Here is a 14644-nt window from a genome sequence, read left to right as displayed (position 1 = left end):
GATTTTATGAAAACATCCGTTTGCGGAATTGACTGTGGCGCTTGTCCTATGTCGAAAAGCTGTGCCGGGTGTGCGGCAACACAGGGACATCCATTTGGCGGGCCATGTATGGTGGCGCAATGCTGCCGGGAAAGAGGGCAGGAAACCTGTGAAGCATGTGACGGACACTGTAAGCTGAAAGAAACGCTGATCGCGGAATACAACGCTCTGAAAATTCCCGGTATGGCGCGGGTGACCGGGCTGAACTGCCTCAAAGGTTCGTTTGTTAATCTGGAATATACTCTCCCCAGCGGGCAGACGATCCGTTTCTGGGACGACAATAAAATTTATCTGGGCAATCAGATTTGTAAGGCAGACAGCAATCGTTGTTATGGGCTGACAGCGGATGAAACGCACCTGTTGGTGTGTGAATATGGCGACAATGGCGCCGATCCGGAGATTATTTTGTATCAAAAAAGACAGACATGAGATAAACATTAAGAACTGCCAAATTTTCCCCTATTCTACAATTCATAGAGTGCATTTCCGCGTCCAATATGGTATGATAGTAAGAAAGGAGAGACGCAGGTGTGTACCCAAAACACCGCACGCTTTCGGGCGGCTCTCTCCCGCTTGCATGACTTCCAGATCCATTGGAGGCAGCGAAAAGGACCTCAATGATTCTGAATAGGTGAAAGGAAGGTTTGGGTATGGCACGAAAAAAGGCAAGTTCTGTGAAAAAGAAACCGGCAACAACGAAGGTTGCCGCTCCGGCTGCGGAAAAAGCAGCGTCTGTGGAGGAAAAAGCCATTTCTGCTGTGACAGAGACCGCGCCGACTGAAGAAAAGAAGGAACCCGCTGCAAAAGAGACGGTATCTGCTGAGAAAAAAACAGCTCCGGTTGCGGAGAAAGCCGCACCTGCTGAGGAAAAGAAAGTCTCCGCTGTGAAGGAGACAGTACCTGCTGCTGAAAAAACGGCTGTGGCCGCGGAAAAAGCCGCATCTCCTGAGGAAAAGAAGGAGCTTCCTGTAAAGAAAACAGTGTCTGCCAAGGAAAAGACCGTTCCTGCCGCACCAGAGGCTCCTCCTGTGGAGGAGAAGAAAAAGACTCCTGCTAAAAAGACAGCGCCGGCGAAGGAAAAGATGGATCCTGCCGCGGCAAAAACCACACCTGCTGAGGGAAAGAAAAGAACCTCTGCAAAAAAAGCTGCATCTGCAGAGGAAAAAGCTGTTTCTGCTGCGGCGAAGGCCGTACCTGCCAAGGGAAAGAAGAGGACCTCTGCGAAAAAGGCGGCGTCTGTGGAAGAAAAATCTGCTCCTGCCGCAGTGGAGGCCGCATCTGCTGTGGAGGAGGTTTCAGCTGTGAATGTGATGTCGAATTTGCCTCGCCGGAGTGTTGCGTTTATCGGTTCGGAATGCCATCCGTTTGTTAAAACAGGCGGTTTGGGAGATGTCATGTATGCGCTGCCCCGCGAGCTGGTGCGCCTGAACTGTGACGTCCGCGTCATCCTGCCGCGCTATGCCTGCATTCCGCAGAAGTATCAGGATCAGATGGTTTACCGCGGCGAATTCTACATGGATCTGGGAAAGACCGGACGCAACTATTATGTAGGCATCATGGAGTATGTCTGTGATGGCGTGGTATACGATTTTATTGACAATCAGGAGTTTTTCTCCTCCGGAAATCCGTATCTGAATCTTGTGGATGATATCCCGAAATACTGCTTTTTCAGCAAGGCTGCCCTTGCCGCGCTGAATTATCTGAACTGGATTCCTGATATTGTTCACTGCCACGACTGGCAGGCGGCTCTTGTGCCGGTGTATCTGCGCACCTTATTCCAGGATTCTCCGATTGGTCATGCGCGCTCCATTCTGACGATCCACAACCTTCGTTTCCAGGGTATCTACAACATTCCGACCATTCAGTATTGGTCCGGTCTCCCGGACAGTGTGTTCGGCATGGGCGCTCTCAAGGAGAATTATGTGGACGCAAACATGCTCAAGGGCGGTCTCGCTTATGCGGATCGCATTACCACCGTCAGCGGGACCTATGCGTATGAAATCCAGACGGCTGAGTATGGCGAGCATCTGGAAAACCATCTGCGCTACCACAGCGGAAAGCTCAGAGGAATTGTCAACGGTATTGATTACGGTATGTGGAATCCGGAGACCGACTCCGCGCTGACGGTTCATTATAACCGCGATACCGTATTGGAGCACAAGATGGAAAACAAGCTGGCCCTTCAGAAGGAGCTCGGATTGGAGGAGGACGCGGGCAAGTTTGTCATCGGCCTGATCTCCCGCTTGACCAATCAGAAGGGGCTGGATCTCGTCAGCTCCATCATTCCGCAGGTTCTCGACGGCAATACCCAGGTGGTGGTGCTGGGTACCGGCGATAAGCAGTATGAGGATACCTTCCGCTATTATGAGGGGGCAAACCGTGGGACGTTCAGCGCCTGCATCCAGTACGACGAGGCGAGAGCGCACCGCATTTATGCCGGTGCGGACGCGCTTCTGGTACCTTCCCGCTTTGAGCCGTGCGGCCTGACGCAGCTCAACGCGATGCATTATGGCACGCTTCCCATCGTTCGCGAGACCGGTGGCCTGAAGGATACCGTGCAGCCTTACAATATCTTTACCGGAGACGGCAACGGCTTCACGTTTGACCGCTATGACGCGGGTCTGCTTCTCGACGCCATCAACCGGGCCAAGACATTGTATTTCACCAACCGTGACCAGTGGAACCAGGTGGTCCGGCGGGATATGGAAAAGGATGTCTCGTGGGAGAATTCGGCAAAACAGTATAAGGATCTGTATCTGGAACTGACGCAGTGGTAACTGCACCTGTGGCGTAAGAAACAGCCGCCCCAGTCATTCCAACAGAAACTAACAGAAAAGAGAAATGCAAAATGGACTTGCTGCCAACAGAAAGCAGGCGGCAAGCCCCTTTTGCTCTGTTTGGGCAAGAAAGGAATGTGAATCGTGATTACGCTGAACAAGGATTTGTCGGGTAAAATACTGGATGTTGGCGGCGGAGGGGAAGGGATCATCGGCCGTCTTTACGGGGAACAGGTGACAGCGATTGACAAATATCAGGAGGAGTTGGACGAAGCGCCTTCGGGATTTGTGAAAGTGCTGATGGATGCAGTGAATCTGACCTTTTCCGACTGTTCTTTTGACCATGCAACATTCTTTTATTCTTTGATGTTTATGAGCGCGGAAGAACAAAGACGAGCTATCATGGAAGCGGTACGGGTGTTGAAATGCGGCGGTGAAATTCATATATGGGATTGCGAGATTGCATCTGCGTACCTAGAGCCGTTCTGCGTGGATGTGCAGGTTCAGCTGCCCACAGAACAGATCTCTACAACCTATGGGATCGGAAAACTGGATGCGCAGGACAAAACCTCCATTCAAACAATCTGCGAGAATGCTGGGTTACAAAGTGTGACGGAACGAGTGGGGGAGGAAGGATTCTATCTGTGTTTCAAAAAGATAAGCCATCATAATGCCAGTTTGTGATTTCATCCATTTTAAGCAGCAAAGTTCAGAGCTTGCGCAGGCAGCGAAAAAATAGGACATTTTCTGCACTCTACGATTCATAGAGTGCATTCTCGCCTTTGATATGCTATGATGAAAGCGAAAGGAGGAGATGCAAGTGGATGCCAAAACGACAGGCCGCTTTTTGGCGGAACTCAGAAAGGAAAAAGGATATACGCAGAAGGAGCTTGGCGATAAGCTGATGGTGACGGACAAGGCAATCTCGCGCTGGGAAACCGGAAAGGGGCTGCCCGATACCTCACTGCTCAAACCTCTCAGCGATATTTTAGGGGTTTCCGTGGGAGAGCTCCTGGCAGGAAAACGGATGCCGCCGGAGCAGACAAAGGAGGAGACAGATTCCATTCTTGTGGAGGCCATGCGTTACTCCCATCGGACAGCTGCACGCGCTGCCGGTCTCTGTCTGGTGATTGTGGGAATATTGTTTCTTCTCACGCCCTTGGTGGTGACCACACAAAGCGAAAGCGGCGTCTGGGTTTTGGGGCTCGCGCCGATTGGCGCGGCGGTATGTCTCTTTCTGAAAAGAGGCGGTGGGAATGGGAAGCTTCTCTATCGGATTGGGATGGGGTGTCTGGTATTAGCCTTGATTCTGGAGCTTCTGCCGTTTGGCGCTGTGTTGGTGATGGCTCCGGGCCCAACGGAACGGATCGTGCGAACCTTTTCCTTTTTTGATCTCACTGTGTTCGGATATGCCAATTTCTTTCCGCTTTTGGTGGGATTGCTGACGGTTTTCAGTCTCTTTGCCGGAATTATTTCCGCGTTACATCCGCTGCGCTTGCTTCGCCTGAGGAACGCGGTGTTTTTGTGCACAGCAGCGGCGGCAGTCCTGTCCCTTGCGCCTCTCCTCTTTGGCATGGAGTATTTGTCGATAGTGGGGGCGTTCGTCTGCGTATGTCTGTTTCTGTCCGCCATTCTGCAGGGCGCGGGGAATTGCCAGGCTTCCCGGTCATAACCAGGAAGCCTTTTCCATACAATATCCAGGCGGAAGAAACGGGGAAGGAGGAATCAGGTGGAAAAAGATACAGATTTCGCGGGAACCGAAACAATTCATTCATAAAAAAAGCCAAAACTGTTTGTTTTTCCATCATCCAGCCGTCACAGAGGGTGGGTATACTAAACTCGTACCTTAGAGATAGGAACAGAAAAATCTCTCATCTCTCTCATATTTATTTTACTGCTGAAGGAACCGGAGAGTGGACGGAATACCGGCCCGGTACACCCGGCAGACCAAAAGCAATCCTCCCAGGAGGTTTTCATAGAATCGGGGATCGATGGCCACCAGACCACACGATCCCCGCTTTTTTATGCCTTGACAAGGAAAAGCCCGTGTGATACGCTCAGACAATACAGGGTGGGATCTCCTGCCCGGAAAGGCGGAAACGCAATGGATCAGAAAAAAATCGATCGAATCAATGAACTGGCTCGAAAGGCAAAGGAAGGCCCCTTAACACCGGAAGAGACGGAAGAACGTGCGGCCCTTCGCACAGAGTATGTTAAGGCATTTCGGGAAAGCCTTCGCTCTCAATTGGACGGGATCACCGTGCTGGAGCCGGATGGCACAAAGCATCCGCTGAAAAGGAAGTGAATGGCTAATGAATATTCAGATTTTTGGAAAGGCGAAATGTTTTGACACCAAGAAGGCCGAACGTTACTTTAAGGAAAGAGGAATCCGGTTTCAGCGGATCGATTTGTCGCAGAAGGGAATGAGCCGCGGTGAACTGACCTCCGTGAAAGCGGCGGTTGGCGGCCTGGATGCTCTCATCGATCCCAAAGCGAAGGGGGAGCAGGCCCTTCTTCTTCCATATCTGTCCTCCGATGAGGCAAAGGAAGAAAAGCTGCTGGAATTCCCGACGCTGCTTCGCACCCCGATTGTGCGCAACGGTCGCCAGGCGACGGTTGGGTATTGCCCGGAGATCTGGAAAACCTGGGAATGAGAAAGGAGAAACAGAAAATGGCTTTGTTTGTATGGTATCCCAAATGTTCCACCTGCCGGAAGGCGGAAGCCTGGCTCAAGGAGCACGGCGTATCCTTTACCGCCCGCCATATCGTAGAGGAAAATCCTACCGCGCAGGAGCTTGCTGCGTGGAAGGAGCAGGGAAAGCTTCCGCTCAAATCCTTTTTCAATACGAGCGGTCAGCTGTACCGTTCCATGAATCTCAAGGAACGTTTACCCGGCATGAGCGAAGAGGAGCAGCTTGCCCTTCTGGCTACGGACGGGATGCTGGTCAAAAGACCGATCCTGGTTCTGGAGGATCGCGTTCTGACAGGCTTCCGGCCCGAGAAGTGGGCGGAGGCGCTCGGTTTGTAATTCGGATGCACAAAAACCCCCTTGTCCCGAATAAGATACGGCACAAGGGGGAATTTCTGTGGGTGAATATTTGCGGGCCGTTCTCCCGGCCCTTTTGCTGGCTTTGGCCTCGTCGGTGGATGCCTTCGCGGCCAGCTTTTCCTATGGAACGGCAAGGATCGCCGTCCCACGCGCTTCTCTGCTGGCGGTCAGTGCGATCTGCGCCTCCACGTTGGCGCTGTCGCATCTGCTGGGAGGAATTCTCGCGCCTTTTCTGCCGGAGGGTGTCACGCACTGGCTCAGCGTGTTGATTCTGGCTGCTTTGGGCTTGTGCAAGCTGTTTGACAGCTCGCTGAAACGCTGGATTCGAAAACGGCAGGGAGGGAAGCGCGAGATTCGTTTTTCCGCGCTCCGACTCCATTTTATTTTGCAGATTTATGCGGATCCGCAGGAAGCGGATGCGGACGATTCCCGTGTGTTGTCCCCCAGGGAGGCGGCTGCTTTGGCCGCGGCACTTTCCTTGGACGGTTTAGCGGCAGGTTTCGGATCCGGTCTTGCGGGAGGCGGAGCCATTTTGATTTTTATGCTGGCCTTTGCCGCCACGGCCGGTGCGGTGGCTGGTGGCTGCCGTTTGGGCAGGCGTGTTGCCCGACGAACGGAAAAAGATTTGTCCTGGGCGGGCGGAGCTCTTCTGCTTTTGCTTGCCCTGGTACGCTGAAAACGAAGGAGAATGGATCGTATGGAATTTTTGCAGACGCCGCGCCTAACGCTGCGGCAGATGACGGAGCAGGATGCCCCCGCTTTGCTCCATTTTATGGGAAACCTTCGCGTTATGTATGCGTGGGAGTATGCATTTACCGAAGAGGAAGTGCTTGCGTGGATCGCGCGAAACCAGGAGCGGTACGCGCGCGATGGAGCGGGCTATTTCCTTGCTCTGCGGCGGGAAGATGGGGTCTGTGTAGGGCAGGCAGGCCTGATGCGGGGAGAGATGGCAGGCCGTTCCGTTTGGGAGCTTGGCTGGATTTTTGATGAAGCCTTCTGGGGGAACGGCTATGCGACGGAAGCAGCCGCCGGTCTGGCGCGTTATGCGTTTGCCAAGTATGGAATTTCAGACCTGTGGGCAGATATCCGGCCTGAAAATACCTCCTCCATCGCGGTAGCGCGCCGGCTTGGCATGCGCCCTACCGGAGAGCGTTTTGTGAAACTGGTGAGAGGAAAGGAAATGCCTCATGATGTATACCGGTTGAGCCGTGAGGAGTTTTCCGGCGGTTGATTCAGCCGAGAGCAATATCGAGGAGCATCATCAAAAGGAAGCCGGCCATAACGCTCAGGGTGCCGGTGTTTGAGTGGTCGCCCAGATGAGCCTCTGGGACAAGCTCCTCCACCACCACATACAGCATGGCTCCGGCGGCAAAGCTCAGCAGAAGGGGCATGAGCGGCTGAAGAACGGGGGCGGCCAGCACGATCAGAATTCCGAAAATAGGCTCTACAATTCCCGAAAATGCCCCATATAAAAAGGCGCGGCCGGGCGGGGTGCCTTCCCGCCGCATGGGGAGGGAGACAGCGGCGCCTTCGGGGAAGTTCTGAAGGCCAATGCCCAGGGCAAGCGCGGCGGCAGCCGAAAGGTTTGCAGGCTCCTGCTGTGCAGCCAAAGCGAAGGTTAGGCCCACTGCCATTCCCTCAGGGATATTGTGCAGGGTCACAGCGGCGACCATCAGGGTGGTGCGTTTCCAGGAGGAGGCCTGTCCCTCCGCTTCCTCTGAGCCGGGATGCAGATGGGGGAGAAAGGCGTCCATCGCCATCAGGAAGGCAACGCCCAGGGCGAATCCTCCCACCGCCGGGATCCAGCCGGGGATTCCGGCCTCCTCCGATTGCTCAATAGCCGGAATCAGAAGGCTGAACACAGAGGCAGCGATCATGACACCGGCGGCAAAACCGAGAAAAAGACGCTGAATCTGCGGACGGATCTCCTTGCGGAAGAAAAACACAAGAGCGGCGCCCAGAGCTGTCATCGCAAAGGTGAAGCCGGTTGCTCCCGCCGCCCATAAAAGGGAAAGCTGCATAGAATTTCTCCTTTCCGAATCGGTTATGGTTAGAAAATTCTAACTTATGTGACGCTATCGTATCATGGGGGGTGAGAAAAGTCAATAAAATGAGTCTTTTCAGATACGGGTGCTGCGGCGGTATTCACCCGGCGTCATACCAGTCATACGCTTGAATTGCCGCATGAAATGGGCCTCACAGCGGTAGCCGCTGGCTTCCGCGACTCTGGCCACAGGAGTTTCGCTGTTGGCCAGCAGATACTTGGCCCGATCCAAGCGGCCGCGGATGATATCCTCTCCGATGGATACACCAAATTCTGTTTTATACAGAGCTTGAAGATAGGAACCGCTCAGACCGATGCGCGCAGCCAGAGTTTCCACAGTCGTACCTGCGGATGGATTGCTGAACAGCTCCGTACGCAGCTGTGACAGTTCCTGATAGTAGCGGTGCGAACCGGTTTGCACGCCGATGCTGGGAGACAGCTTGCTGAGATCATAAAACATGCAGGAAAGGTAGGAAGCGATCAGGGAATCCATCCAGGCAGCCTTTTGTCCCTGTAAATTCTGCATGCTTAAAATGGCTCTGTCAATGGGCGAAGGATCGGGCAGAAGGACAGGACAGCTCAGCGGAATTCCCAGATCCCGCAGAAAGGTTTCCGCTTGAGGAGCAGTAAAATGCACCCAGTCATCTTCATAGGGGAGGCAAGCGGAACGGTAGTGCTGTGTGGAGCCTGGAGGAAACAGGATCCAATGTCCATGCAGGGGAACGGTTCTGCCGTCCAGCTCCGCCTGCGCCTGCGCCCGAAAATAGACAAAGACATAAAAGGGAAGGCCGGAGCGATCGATCCGAAGCGGTTCGCGGTGAAGAAAACGATAGCCGCATTGAATCACAGTAAACGTACAAACACCTCCTTATCCATAAGGCAGGCCCTGAAAAATCATAGGATAAGTCAATTTCTCCTTATTATAAATCATTGCCGGAAAAAGGGCAAGACGCTATACTGAATCCATGAAATTCAGGCGCGCCGCGCATAGGGGAAAAGGAGGAATCCTCATTGGCAAAACTGATTGTAAACACAGAAAAAAAGGGAGCGAAAATCAACCGTAATATTTACGGCCATTTTTCCGAGCATCTGGGCCGCTGCATTTATAACGGACTGTTTGTGGGAAAGGACAGCCCGATTCCGAATGTGAACGGAATGCGTACGGATGTTGTGGAGGCGCTCAGGCAGATTCGTGTACCGGTTCTGCGCTGGCCGGGCGGCTGCTTTGCCGACGAGTACCACTGGAAGGACGGCATCGGCCCGAAGGAGGGCCGCAAGCGCATGGTGAACACCCACTGGGGCGGCGTGGTGGAGGACAACTCCTTTGGCACGCATGAGTTTATGGAGCTGTGCCGCCAGATCGGCTGCGAGCCGTATGTGAACGGCAACGTGGGCAGCGGCACGGTGCAGGAGATGAGCGAGTGGGTCGAGTACATGACGTTCGACGGCGTATCCCCGATGGCGGAGCTGAGAAAGCAGAACGGCCGTGAGGAGCCCTGGAAGCTGACGTATTTTGGCGTGGGCAACGAGAACTGGGGATGCGGCGGCAATATGCGCCCGGAGTATTACGCCGATCTGTTCCGCCGGTATGCGACGTATGTGCGCAATTACGGCGACAACAAGGTATTCAAGATTGCCTGCGGCCCGAACGCAGGGGATTATGAGTGGACGGACAAGGTGATGGAGATCGCCGGCAAGTATGCCGACGCTTTGACGCTGCATTATTATACGCTTCCCAATGATAATTGGCAGGAGAAAGGTGCGGCGACAGGCTTTGACGAGGAAACCTACTACCGTACTCTGAAAAAGGGTTTGCGGATGGAGGAACTGGTAAGCAACCATCTGAGCATCATGCGCCGCCACGATCCCGAAGGCCGTGTCGGTTTGATTGTGGACGAGTGGGGTGCATGGTACGATGTGGAGCCCGGTACCAATCCCGGCTTCCTCTACCAGCAGAATACCATGCGCGATGCTGTTCTGGCTGCTGTCACACTGAATATTTTCAACAGCCACGCCGACGGAATCGTTATGGCCAATATTGCCCAAATGGTCAACGTTTTGCAGGCCGTTGTTCTTACCGAGGGCGAGAAAATGCTGCTGACGCCGACCTACCATGTGTTTGATCTGTACAAGGAGCATCAGGACGCCACGCTGCTTGACAGCTATGTGGAGGCGCATGAAATTGGTGTGGGCGATCAGAAGGTTCCCTCACTGCACCAGTCTGCTTCCATGGATGCCGAAGGCCGCATCCACGTCACAGTAGCAAACCTCTCCGCGACAGAGAGTCAGGAGATTGAGCTTTGTGTGTCGGGCAAAGAGAATGCATCCATTTCTGTTCGCCTGTTGGCAGGAGCGATGGGCGCCCACAATACCTTTGAGGCTCCCGAGACGGTCAAGCCGCAGAATTTCACTGGCTTTGAGCGCTGCGGCGGCAGTGTGAAGATGACACTTCCCGCGTGCAGTGTCGCTGCCATCGCGTTGGAATAACCGCGATGGACCGTACAGTTGGAGCATCCGGCCGCGTTTGCCGACGCTGTTTGCTGGAGGAACTGGGAGAAGGCGATTATCTGGAGAGCGTCCGCCGTTATCGCGCGCGTTTGCCGGAGAAAGAGCGCACACCGGACGATGTGTATGATGCAAGGCTTGCCGCCTGTAAGGAGTGCACGGAACTTGTGAACGCCACCTGTAATCTGTGCGGATGCTATGTGGAAATTCGGGCGGCCCGCCGCTCTTCCGCCTGTCCCGCTGTCCCCGCGCACTGGAGCGCTGTGCAGTAGCCCCGGTACAATACAAATTGAGAAAAAGCATGCTGTGAGATCATTCCCACAGCATGCTTTTTAATGCTTTCGTCCCCGAGTGAGGGAGGAGCGTAATATGGTGGGAATTTAGCAAGAAAAATTGACAGGATATGCCGGATCTGTTATAATGAACAATGTTCATATTGCGAAGCGTCTGCCTGCACCAATGTGTTTTGCGGCAGCGCTTGAGAGGTTAAGAAGGAGGAATTCGATGAAACGGTATTGTAATGCTGCTTTGGTGTATGCGATTCTTGCCATGGCGGGAGGTGTGTTTTACCAGGAATTTACCAAATTCAATGGCTTTACCGGCAGAACCACATTGTCAATGGTACATACGCATTATTTTCTGCTGGGAATGGTGTGGTTTCTGATGCTGCTTTTGTTGGAGCGGAATTTTTCTTTTACCGCCGAAAAAACAAAGCGTGTGCTGGCAGTTTACCATGTGGGACTGAACCTGACAAGTGCGATGCTGGTTGTGAGGGGGATTGTTCAGACGTTGGAAATCTCTTTGTCAAGTGGAGCAAGCGCGGCCATTTCCGGGTTTGCGGGGATTGGCCACATTTTGTTGGGTGTGAGTATCGTTCTGCTGCTTCTCCGGATTCGATCAGCGGCGTGCGGCGGCAAAAAGGCGGCAAAGTAAACAGGAGGCGTCTGCGGCGTAAAAACGCTGAGACGCCTCCTGTTGCATGATCACGGATCGGCTTCCGCCGCTTCCGGATTTTTAAAATACCGGTTTGCAAATCTGTAAAATATTTTGAAAACCTCTTGCTTTTTGAGGGAAAATCAGATATAATTATTTTCGTTCTTTTGCCGGTGTGATGGAATTGGCAGACGTAGTGGACTCAAAATCTTGTTCGTCTATTGTTACCACTTCGGCCGGAACCCTTGATTTTTCAAGGAAATTTGACAATTCAATATGTAAGTGATTTTTAATGTCCCCCCACGATGGACCTCCGATTTCTCAGAGGCTCCATCCGGGGTAAGACTTAAAAATATAAATGCCGGTGTGTCGGAATTGGCAGACGAGACAGACTCAAAATCTGTTATCCGCAAGGGTGTGTGGGTTCGAGTCCCACCACCGGCACCAGAATTCAATGGCTCGCAAACCCAGTAAAATCAAGGGTTTGCGGGCTTTCTTTTTTGCTTGGCGCATTGGATTCTTCTCCATGCACATCAGCAAAATCAGGCTTTTTTGACAATGGACCTCCTGTTTTGAGGCAAATTTGGAGGTCCATTTCAGTCATGGACCACCGTAGGATATACCCCCATGATCGCGTTGGCAGACGCCACTTTGGAATTGAAATCCAAATGAGTATAGATATTAGAGGTCGTAGAAATATCGCTGTGGCCCAGCCATTCTTGTATTTCCTTCAGGCTGACCCCGTTGGCATAAAGCAGACTCGCACAGCTATGACGGAGATCGTGGAATCGTATTTTTCGTAGGCCATACTTCTCTAAAATCAGCGGAAAGTGCTGTGTGATATAACCCGGCTTCACAAGTTCGCCAATTTCATTGACATAGATATATCCTTCGGCTTCGGTGTTGTAAGACTTGCCGCAGAGCTTTCGGTTTTGCTCCTGTTGGAGTTTTAACCGGTGCAGCAATTCCTCAAAGGGTGGAACCAGCGGCAACGTGCGGTAGCTGGACTTGGTTTTGGTACGGTCCTTTTCAATGATCGTACTTTTCCCGTTGAGCGTCACCTGGGTCACGGTATGGCGGATGGTGATGGTCTTTTTCTTAAAGTCAATAGCGTCCCATTTCAAACCCACGACTTCGCTCCGGCGCAACCCGTAGAAAGCCGCCAGTATGACGCCCAGTTCAATCGGATCGCCGCGCACGATCTGGAATAACTTTTCCAGCTCATGCTCATCGTAAATGCTGCCCACAAATTTCTGCTTTTTGGGGCGTTCAATTCGATCCGCCGGATTGCTCGACAGAAGCCCCGTCTTAAACGCATATTGCAGGGCCTTTCGGATGTTGGCATGGCGGTGGATCACCGTATTGGCCGACACTCCATTTACCTTCATTTCGTAAGTGTAGTAGTCCTGCAACTGCTTAGGCGTAACCTGCCTCAGCCGAAGCCCTGGATGGTGTTCCTCAAAATAAGGGACAATCCGATTCTTGATACCGGATGAATAAGCCGCATAAGTGGTGATTTCCACGCTGGCCTTCATCATTTCCAGCCAATCCAGTAGGAACCGGGTAAAAAGAATGTCCGCAGGGTTGTCGGTGTATCCTTTTTCCCTTTCCATCTGACGGAGCTGTAATTCAGCCTCCATCGTGCGGCGCGCCTCCTGAAGCATGGCTTCGGCACGCTTTTTATTGCCCTTGACGGGCAGCCCTGTGGATTTGGAAGGCGTTTGACGCTTTCCGTTTTCGTCTGTATAACTGAGGACGATATGATAGTATCCTCTTTTTTCACGCAGATGTCCTGCAACCATAAAATAAAACCTCCTTTGGTGGTGCAGCGCAATTCATCTGCCGTTGACCCTTTTATTGTAGCAAGAGTTTCTAAACACGGCAAATGTGCGACGAGGTTTTACGCATTGGATTCTTCGTTCAACCCCAAATATTGGAGAATGCTGATTTTGGGAATACGGTAGATTCGCCCGATAGAGAACGACTCGATCTCGCCTTTTTTAAGAAGCCGGTATCCGGTCTTTAGACTGATTCCTCCAAGCATTTTACACATTTGCGGAACCGTAACTATATCGGGATATTCCGAAAACATAAGCTGATATGCGCTGTCTATGGTCATTTTTCAGCCTCCTGTTTTCTCTTTATCACTTCATAGTCAAAACCGGGCCGCTGGCCGCAGTAGGTGCAGATGTCCTTTTCCACCCGGCCAGGGTGGACCCGGCGCAAATAATAAGAGCCTGTGCCGTAGAAGTTATTGGCACAGGCCGGACAAAGGCACATGATTAAATTTTTCGGCGTTTCTTCAATCAATCCCACGCTGACTGCCAGAGCGCGGTTGAGCCGGCGGATATGCGGTTCCTCCAGATGTCCGATGTACGTTTCCAGCCGCCTTTTATCAATGGTGCGGAGCTGCTCCATCAGCACCAGAGAAGGCAGCTCCAGGCCGTTCTCTGCTTTGAGAAGGTAATGGGTGGGCAGCTTGGCCTTGGCGTCCACTTTGCTGGATATGGCCGCCACAATGACCGTGGGGCTGTGCTTGTTTCCAGTATCGTTCTGAATAATAAGGACAGGGCGATAGCCTTCCTGCTCGGAGCCGATTCCCCGGCCCAAATCGGCATAGTACATATCGCCGCGATGATATGTTCTGTTCATGCTTATGACCTCCCTTTGAAATGCAGGCGGCAAGTGCCGCCTATGTAGAGCCGGACAGCAGAACAGAATGAAGGCCGGGGATAGATAAAACAATCCTCTGTTTTCATTGGCCCGTCCTGCTGTACGGCCCATATTTCAAAGTGTTCCTATTTGTCCTCGACACCCCGGAACACTGCGGGAAGTCATCAAACGGCTGGCGGCTCACCAGCTCCACGGGGAATCTCACCCCTCGCGTGGTTCTCACGCAACCGCCCCCATTGCCTGCGACGGATCACGGCAGTAAACCGCTTCAACGCTCGGACATTAGGCTGGACGGGAGTATCATTGTCCCCGCTGCTGGTCATGGCCGTACCGGGAGCCGCCCGGTACTGGCAGCCTGCTGTTTCTCGCTCCTTGCCGGGAAGAACAAACCAAAGACCTACAATTTCTTTTTTCGGTGGTGTCTCGTTGTTTTCTCCCGGCAGATCGCCGCGCAGCCGCTACCTGGGCTTTGGCTTTCGCCAAAGCAGCGGGAATGTGCTTGATGAATGGGTATGCAGTTTTCAACGCCTCATGAAATGCCATCACAGCTGAGAATGAAAATAAAGGCAGTGCATAGGACGGCGGCATCTGCTACACTAAAGTCAGCAGGCGTAGTCCGGTTGC

18 protein-coding genes and 1 tRNA gene are annotated in these 14644 nt (G+C 52.8%); 13 read left to right on the top strand and 6 right to left on the bottom strand.

The features are described from left to right. Window positions 1-6 precede the first annotated feature (6 nt). Complete coding sequence (locus B5F35_RS08930) at window positions 7-468, top strand: DUF3795 domain-containing protein (protein ID WP_087240145.1); 462 nt, start codon at window positions 7-9, stop codon at window positions 466-468. Here the strand turns inward: B5F35_RS08930 and B5F35_RS19195 are convergent. Next, window positions 440-1240: a hypothetical protein gene (locus B5F35_RS19195; protein ID WP_242969457.1), complete on the bottom strand. Its 801-nt coding sequence runs from the start codon at window positions 1238-1240 to the stop codon at window positions 440-442. The genes B5F35_RS08930 and B5F35_RS19195 overlap by 29 nt on opposite strands. A 37-nt stretch (window positions 1241-1277) precedes the next feature. On the opposite strand from B5F35_RS19195, the gene B5F35_RS08925 reads away from it, so the two are divergent. The 8 genes from B5F35_RS08925 to B5F35_RS08890 all read left to right on the top strand — a co-directional run bounded on the left by B5F35_RS08925 (window position 1278) and on the right by B5F35_RS08890 (window position 7096). Further along, on the top strand, window positions 1278-2816 hold the full coding sequence (locus B5F35_RS08925) for a glycogen synthase (protein WP_442856451.1): 1539 nt from the start codon (window positions 1278-1280) through the stop codon (window positions 2814-2816). Window positions 2817-2960: 144 nt separating this feature from the next. After that, window positions 2961-3500, top strand: coding sequence for a class I SAM-dependent methyltransferase (locus B5F35_RS08920; protein WP_162611388.1), 540 nt, complete (start codon window positions 2961-2963; stop codon window positions 3498-3500). 136 nt (window positions 3501-3636) lie between these two features. Continuing rightward, complete coding sequence (locus B5F35_RS08915; protein WP_442856450.1) at window positions 3637-4488, top strand: helix-turn-helix domain-containing protein; 852 nt, start codon at window positions 3637-3639, stop codon at window positions 4486-4488. A gap of 432 nt (window positions 4489-4920) precedes the next feature. Further along, window positions 4921-5121 carry a DUF896 domain-containing protein gene (locus tag B5F35_RS08910; RefSeq protein WP_087240137.1) on the top strand — a complete coding sequence of 67 codons (201 nt, stop codon included), beginning with the start codon at window positions 4921-4923 and terminating at the stop codon, window positions 5119-5121. A gap of 7 nt (window positions 5122-5128) precedes the next feature. Then, window positions 5129-5470: an arsenate reductase family protein gene (locus B5F35_RS08905; protein ID WP_087240135.1), complete on the top strand. Its 342-nt coding sequence runs from the start codon at window positions 5129-5131 to the stop codon at window positions 5468-5470. Window positions 5471-5487: 17 nt separating this feature from the next. Then, complete coding sequence (locus tag B5F35_RS08900; protein WP_087240250.1) at window positions 5488-5844, top strand: arsenate reductase family protein; 357 nt, start codon at window positions 5488-5490, stop codon at window positions 5842-5844. Between the two features lie 58 nt (window positions 5845-5902). After that, window positions 5903-6541: a manganese efflux pump gene (locus B5F35_RS08895; RefSeq protein WP_162611387.1), complete on the top strand. Its 639-nt coding sequence runs from the start codon at window positions 5903-5905 to the stop codon at window positions 6539-6541. A 21-nt stretch (window positions 6542-6562) separates the two neighbouring features. Further along, window positions 6563-7096: a GNAT family N-acetyltransferase gene (locus B5F35_RS08890; protein ID WP_162611386.1), complete on the top strand. Its 534-nt coding sequence runs from the start codon at window positions 6563-6565 to the stop codon at window positions 7094-7096. 1 nt (window position 7097) lies between these two features. Here B5F35_RS08890 and B5F35_RS08885 read toward each other — a convergent pair whose 3' ends face one another. Beyond that, window positions 7098-7886, bottom strand: coding sequence for a ZIP family metal transporter (locus B5F35_RS08885; RefSeq protein ID WP_087240131.1), 789 nt, complete (start codon window positions 7884-7886; stop codon window positions 7098-7100). Window positions 7887-7985: 99 nt separating this feature from the next. Further along, window positions 7986-8756 (bottom strand): helix-turn-helix transcriptional regulator, encoded by a 771-nt coding sequence (locus B5F35_RS08880; protein ID WP_087240128.1) that lies wholly within the window; start codon window positions 8754-8756, stop codon window positions 7986-7988. A 164-nt stretch (window positions 8757-8920) separates the two neighbouring features. Here B5F35_RS08880 and B5F35_RS08875 point away from each other — a divergent pair, with 164 nt between their 5' ends. From B5F35_RS08875 to B5F35_RS08860, 4 genes are all read left to right on the top strand, one after another. Further along, window positions 8921-10396: an alpha-N-arabinofuranosidase gene (locus B5F35_RS08875; RefSeq protein ID WP_087240126.1), complete on the top strand. Its 1476-nt coding sequence runs from the start codon at window positions 8921-8923 to the stop codon at window positions 10394-10396. 5 nt (window positions 10397-10401) lie between these two features. Beyond that, window positions 10402-10686, top strand: coding sequence for a DUF6171 family protein (locus tag B5F35_RS08870; protein WP_087240125.1), 285 nt, complete (start codon window positions 10402-10404; stop codon window positions 10684-10686). Between the two features lie 232 nt (window positions 10687-10918). After that, window positions 10919-11347 carry a DUF2871 domain-containing protein gene (locus tag B5F35_RS08865; RefSeq protein ID WP_087240123.1) on the top strand — a complete coding sequence of 143 codons (429 nt, stop codon included), beginning with the start codon at window positions 10919-10921 and terminating at the stop codon, window positions 11345-11347. 360 nt (window positions 11348-11707) lie between these two features. Then, a tRNA-Leu gene (locus B5F35_RS08860) sits at window positions 11708-11794 on the top strand. 149 nt (window positions 11795-11943) lie between these two features. Here the strand turns inward: B5F35_RS08860 and B5F35_RS08855 are convergent. The 3 genes from B5F35_RS08855 to B5F35_RS08845 form a co-directional block, all read right to left on the bottom strand. Continuing rightward, the gene (locus tag B5F35_RS08855; protein WP_087240121.1) at window positions 11944-13149 is read right to left on the bottom strand and encodes a tyrosine-type recombinase/integrase; all 1206 of its coding nucleotides are present in this window, start codon (window positions 13147-13149) and stop codon (window positions 11944-11946) included. A gap of 98 nt (window positions 13150-13247) precedes the next feature. Then, window positions 13248-13466 (bottom strand): helix-turn-helix domain-containing protein, encoded by a 219-nt coding sequence (locus B5F35_RS08850; RefSeq protein ID WP_087240119.1) that lies wholly within the window; start codon window positions 13464-13466, stop codon window positions 13248-13250. Beyond that, window positions 13463-13999, bottom strand: a complete 537-nt coding sequence (locus B5F35_RS08845; protein WP_087240117.1) for a type II toxin-antitoxin system PemK/MazF family toxin — start codon at window positions 13997-13999, stop codon at window positions 13463-13465. Before B5F35_RS08845 ends, B5F35_RS08850 begins: the two co-directional genes overlap by 4 nt. Window positions 14000-14644 lie beyond the last annotated feature (645 nt).

The sequence above is a fragment of the Anaeromassilibacillus sp. An200 genome (genome assembly GCF_002160025.1).
In the GTDB taxonomy this organism is placed as follows: domain Bacteria; phylum Bacillota; class Clostridia; order Oscillospirales; family Acutalibacteraceae; genus Caccousia; species Caccousia stercoris.
This window is presented reverse-complemented; position numbering and strand designations above follow the sequence as displayed.

Excerpts from the sequence above, each read along its gene's own strand:
- B5F35_RS08870 (WP_087240125.1), top strand. The coding sequence starts at position 10,402 with ATGGACCGTACAGTTGGAGCATCCGGCCGCGTTTGCCGACGCTGTTTG.
- B5F35_RS08910 (WP_087240137.1), top strand. The coding sequence starts at position 4,921 with ATGGATCAGAAAAAAATCGATCGAATCAATGAACTGGCTCGAAAGGCA.
- B5F35_RS08885 (WP_087240131.1), bottom strand. The coding sequence starts at position 7,886 with ATGCAGCTTTCCCTTTTATGGGCGGCGGGAGCAACCGGCTTCACCTTT.
- B5F35_RS08855 (WP_087240121.1), bottom strand. The coding sequence starts at position 13,149 with ATGGTTGCAGGACATCTGCGTGAAAAAAGAGGATACTATCATATCGTC.
- B5F35_RS08890 (WP_162611386.1), top strand. The coding sequence starts at position 6,563 with ATGGAATTTTTGCAGACGCCGCGCCTAACGCTGCGGCAGATGACGGAG.
- B5F35_RS08900 (WP_087240250.1), top strand. The coding sequence starts at position 5,488 with ATGGCTTTGTTTGTATGGTATCCCAAATGTTCCACCTGCCGGAAGGCG.
- B5F35_RS08850 (WP_087240119.1), bottom strand. The coding sequence starts at position 13,466 with ATGACCATAGACAGCGCATATCAGCTTATGTTTTCGGAATATCCCGAT.
- B5F35_RS08845 (WP_087240117.1), bottom strand. The coding sequence starts at position 13,999 with ATGAACAGAACATATCATCGCGGCGATATGTACTATGCCGATTTGGGC.
- B5F35_RS08930 (WP_087240145.1), top strand. The coding sequence starts at position 7 with ATGAAAACATCCGTTTGCGGAATTGACTGTGGCGCTTGTCCTATGTCG.
- B5F35_RS08905 (WP_087240135.1), top strand. The coding sequence starts at position 5,129 with ATGAATATTCAGATTTTTGGAAAGGCGAAATGTTTTGACACCAAGAAG.
- B5F35_RS08865 (WP_087240123.1), top strand. The coding sequence starts at position 10,919 with ATGAAACGGTATTGTAATGCTGCTTTGGTGTATGCGATTCTTGCCATG.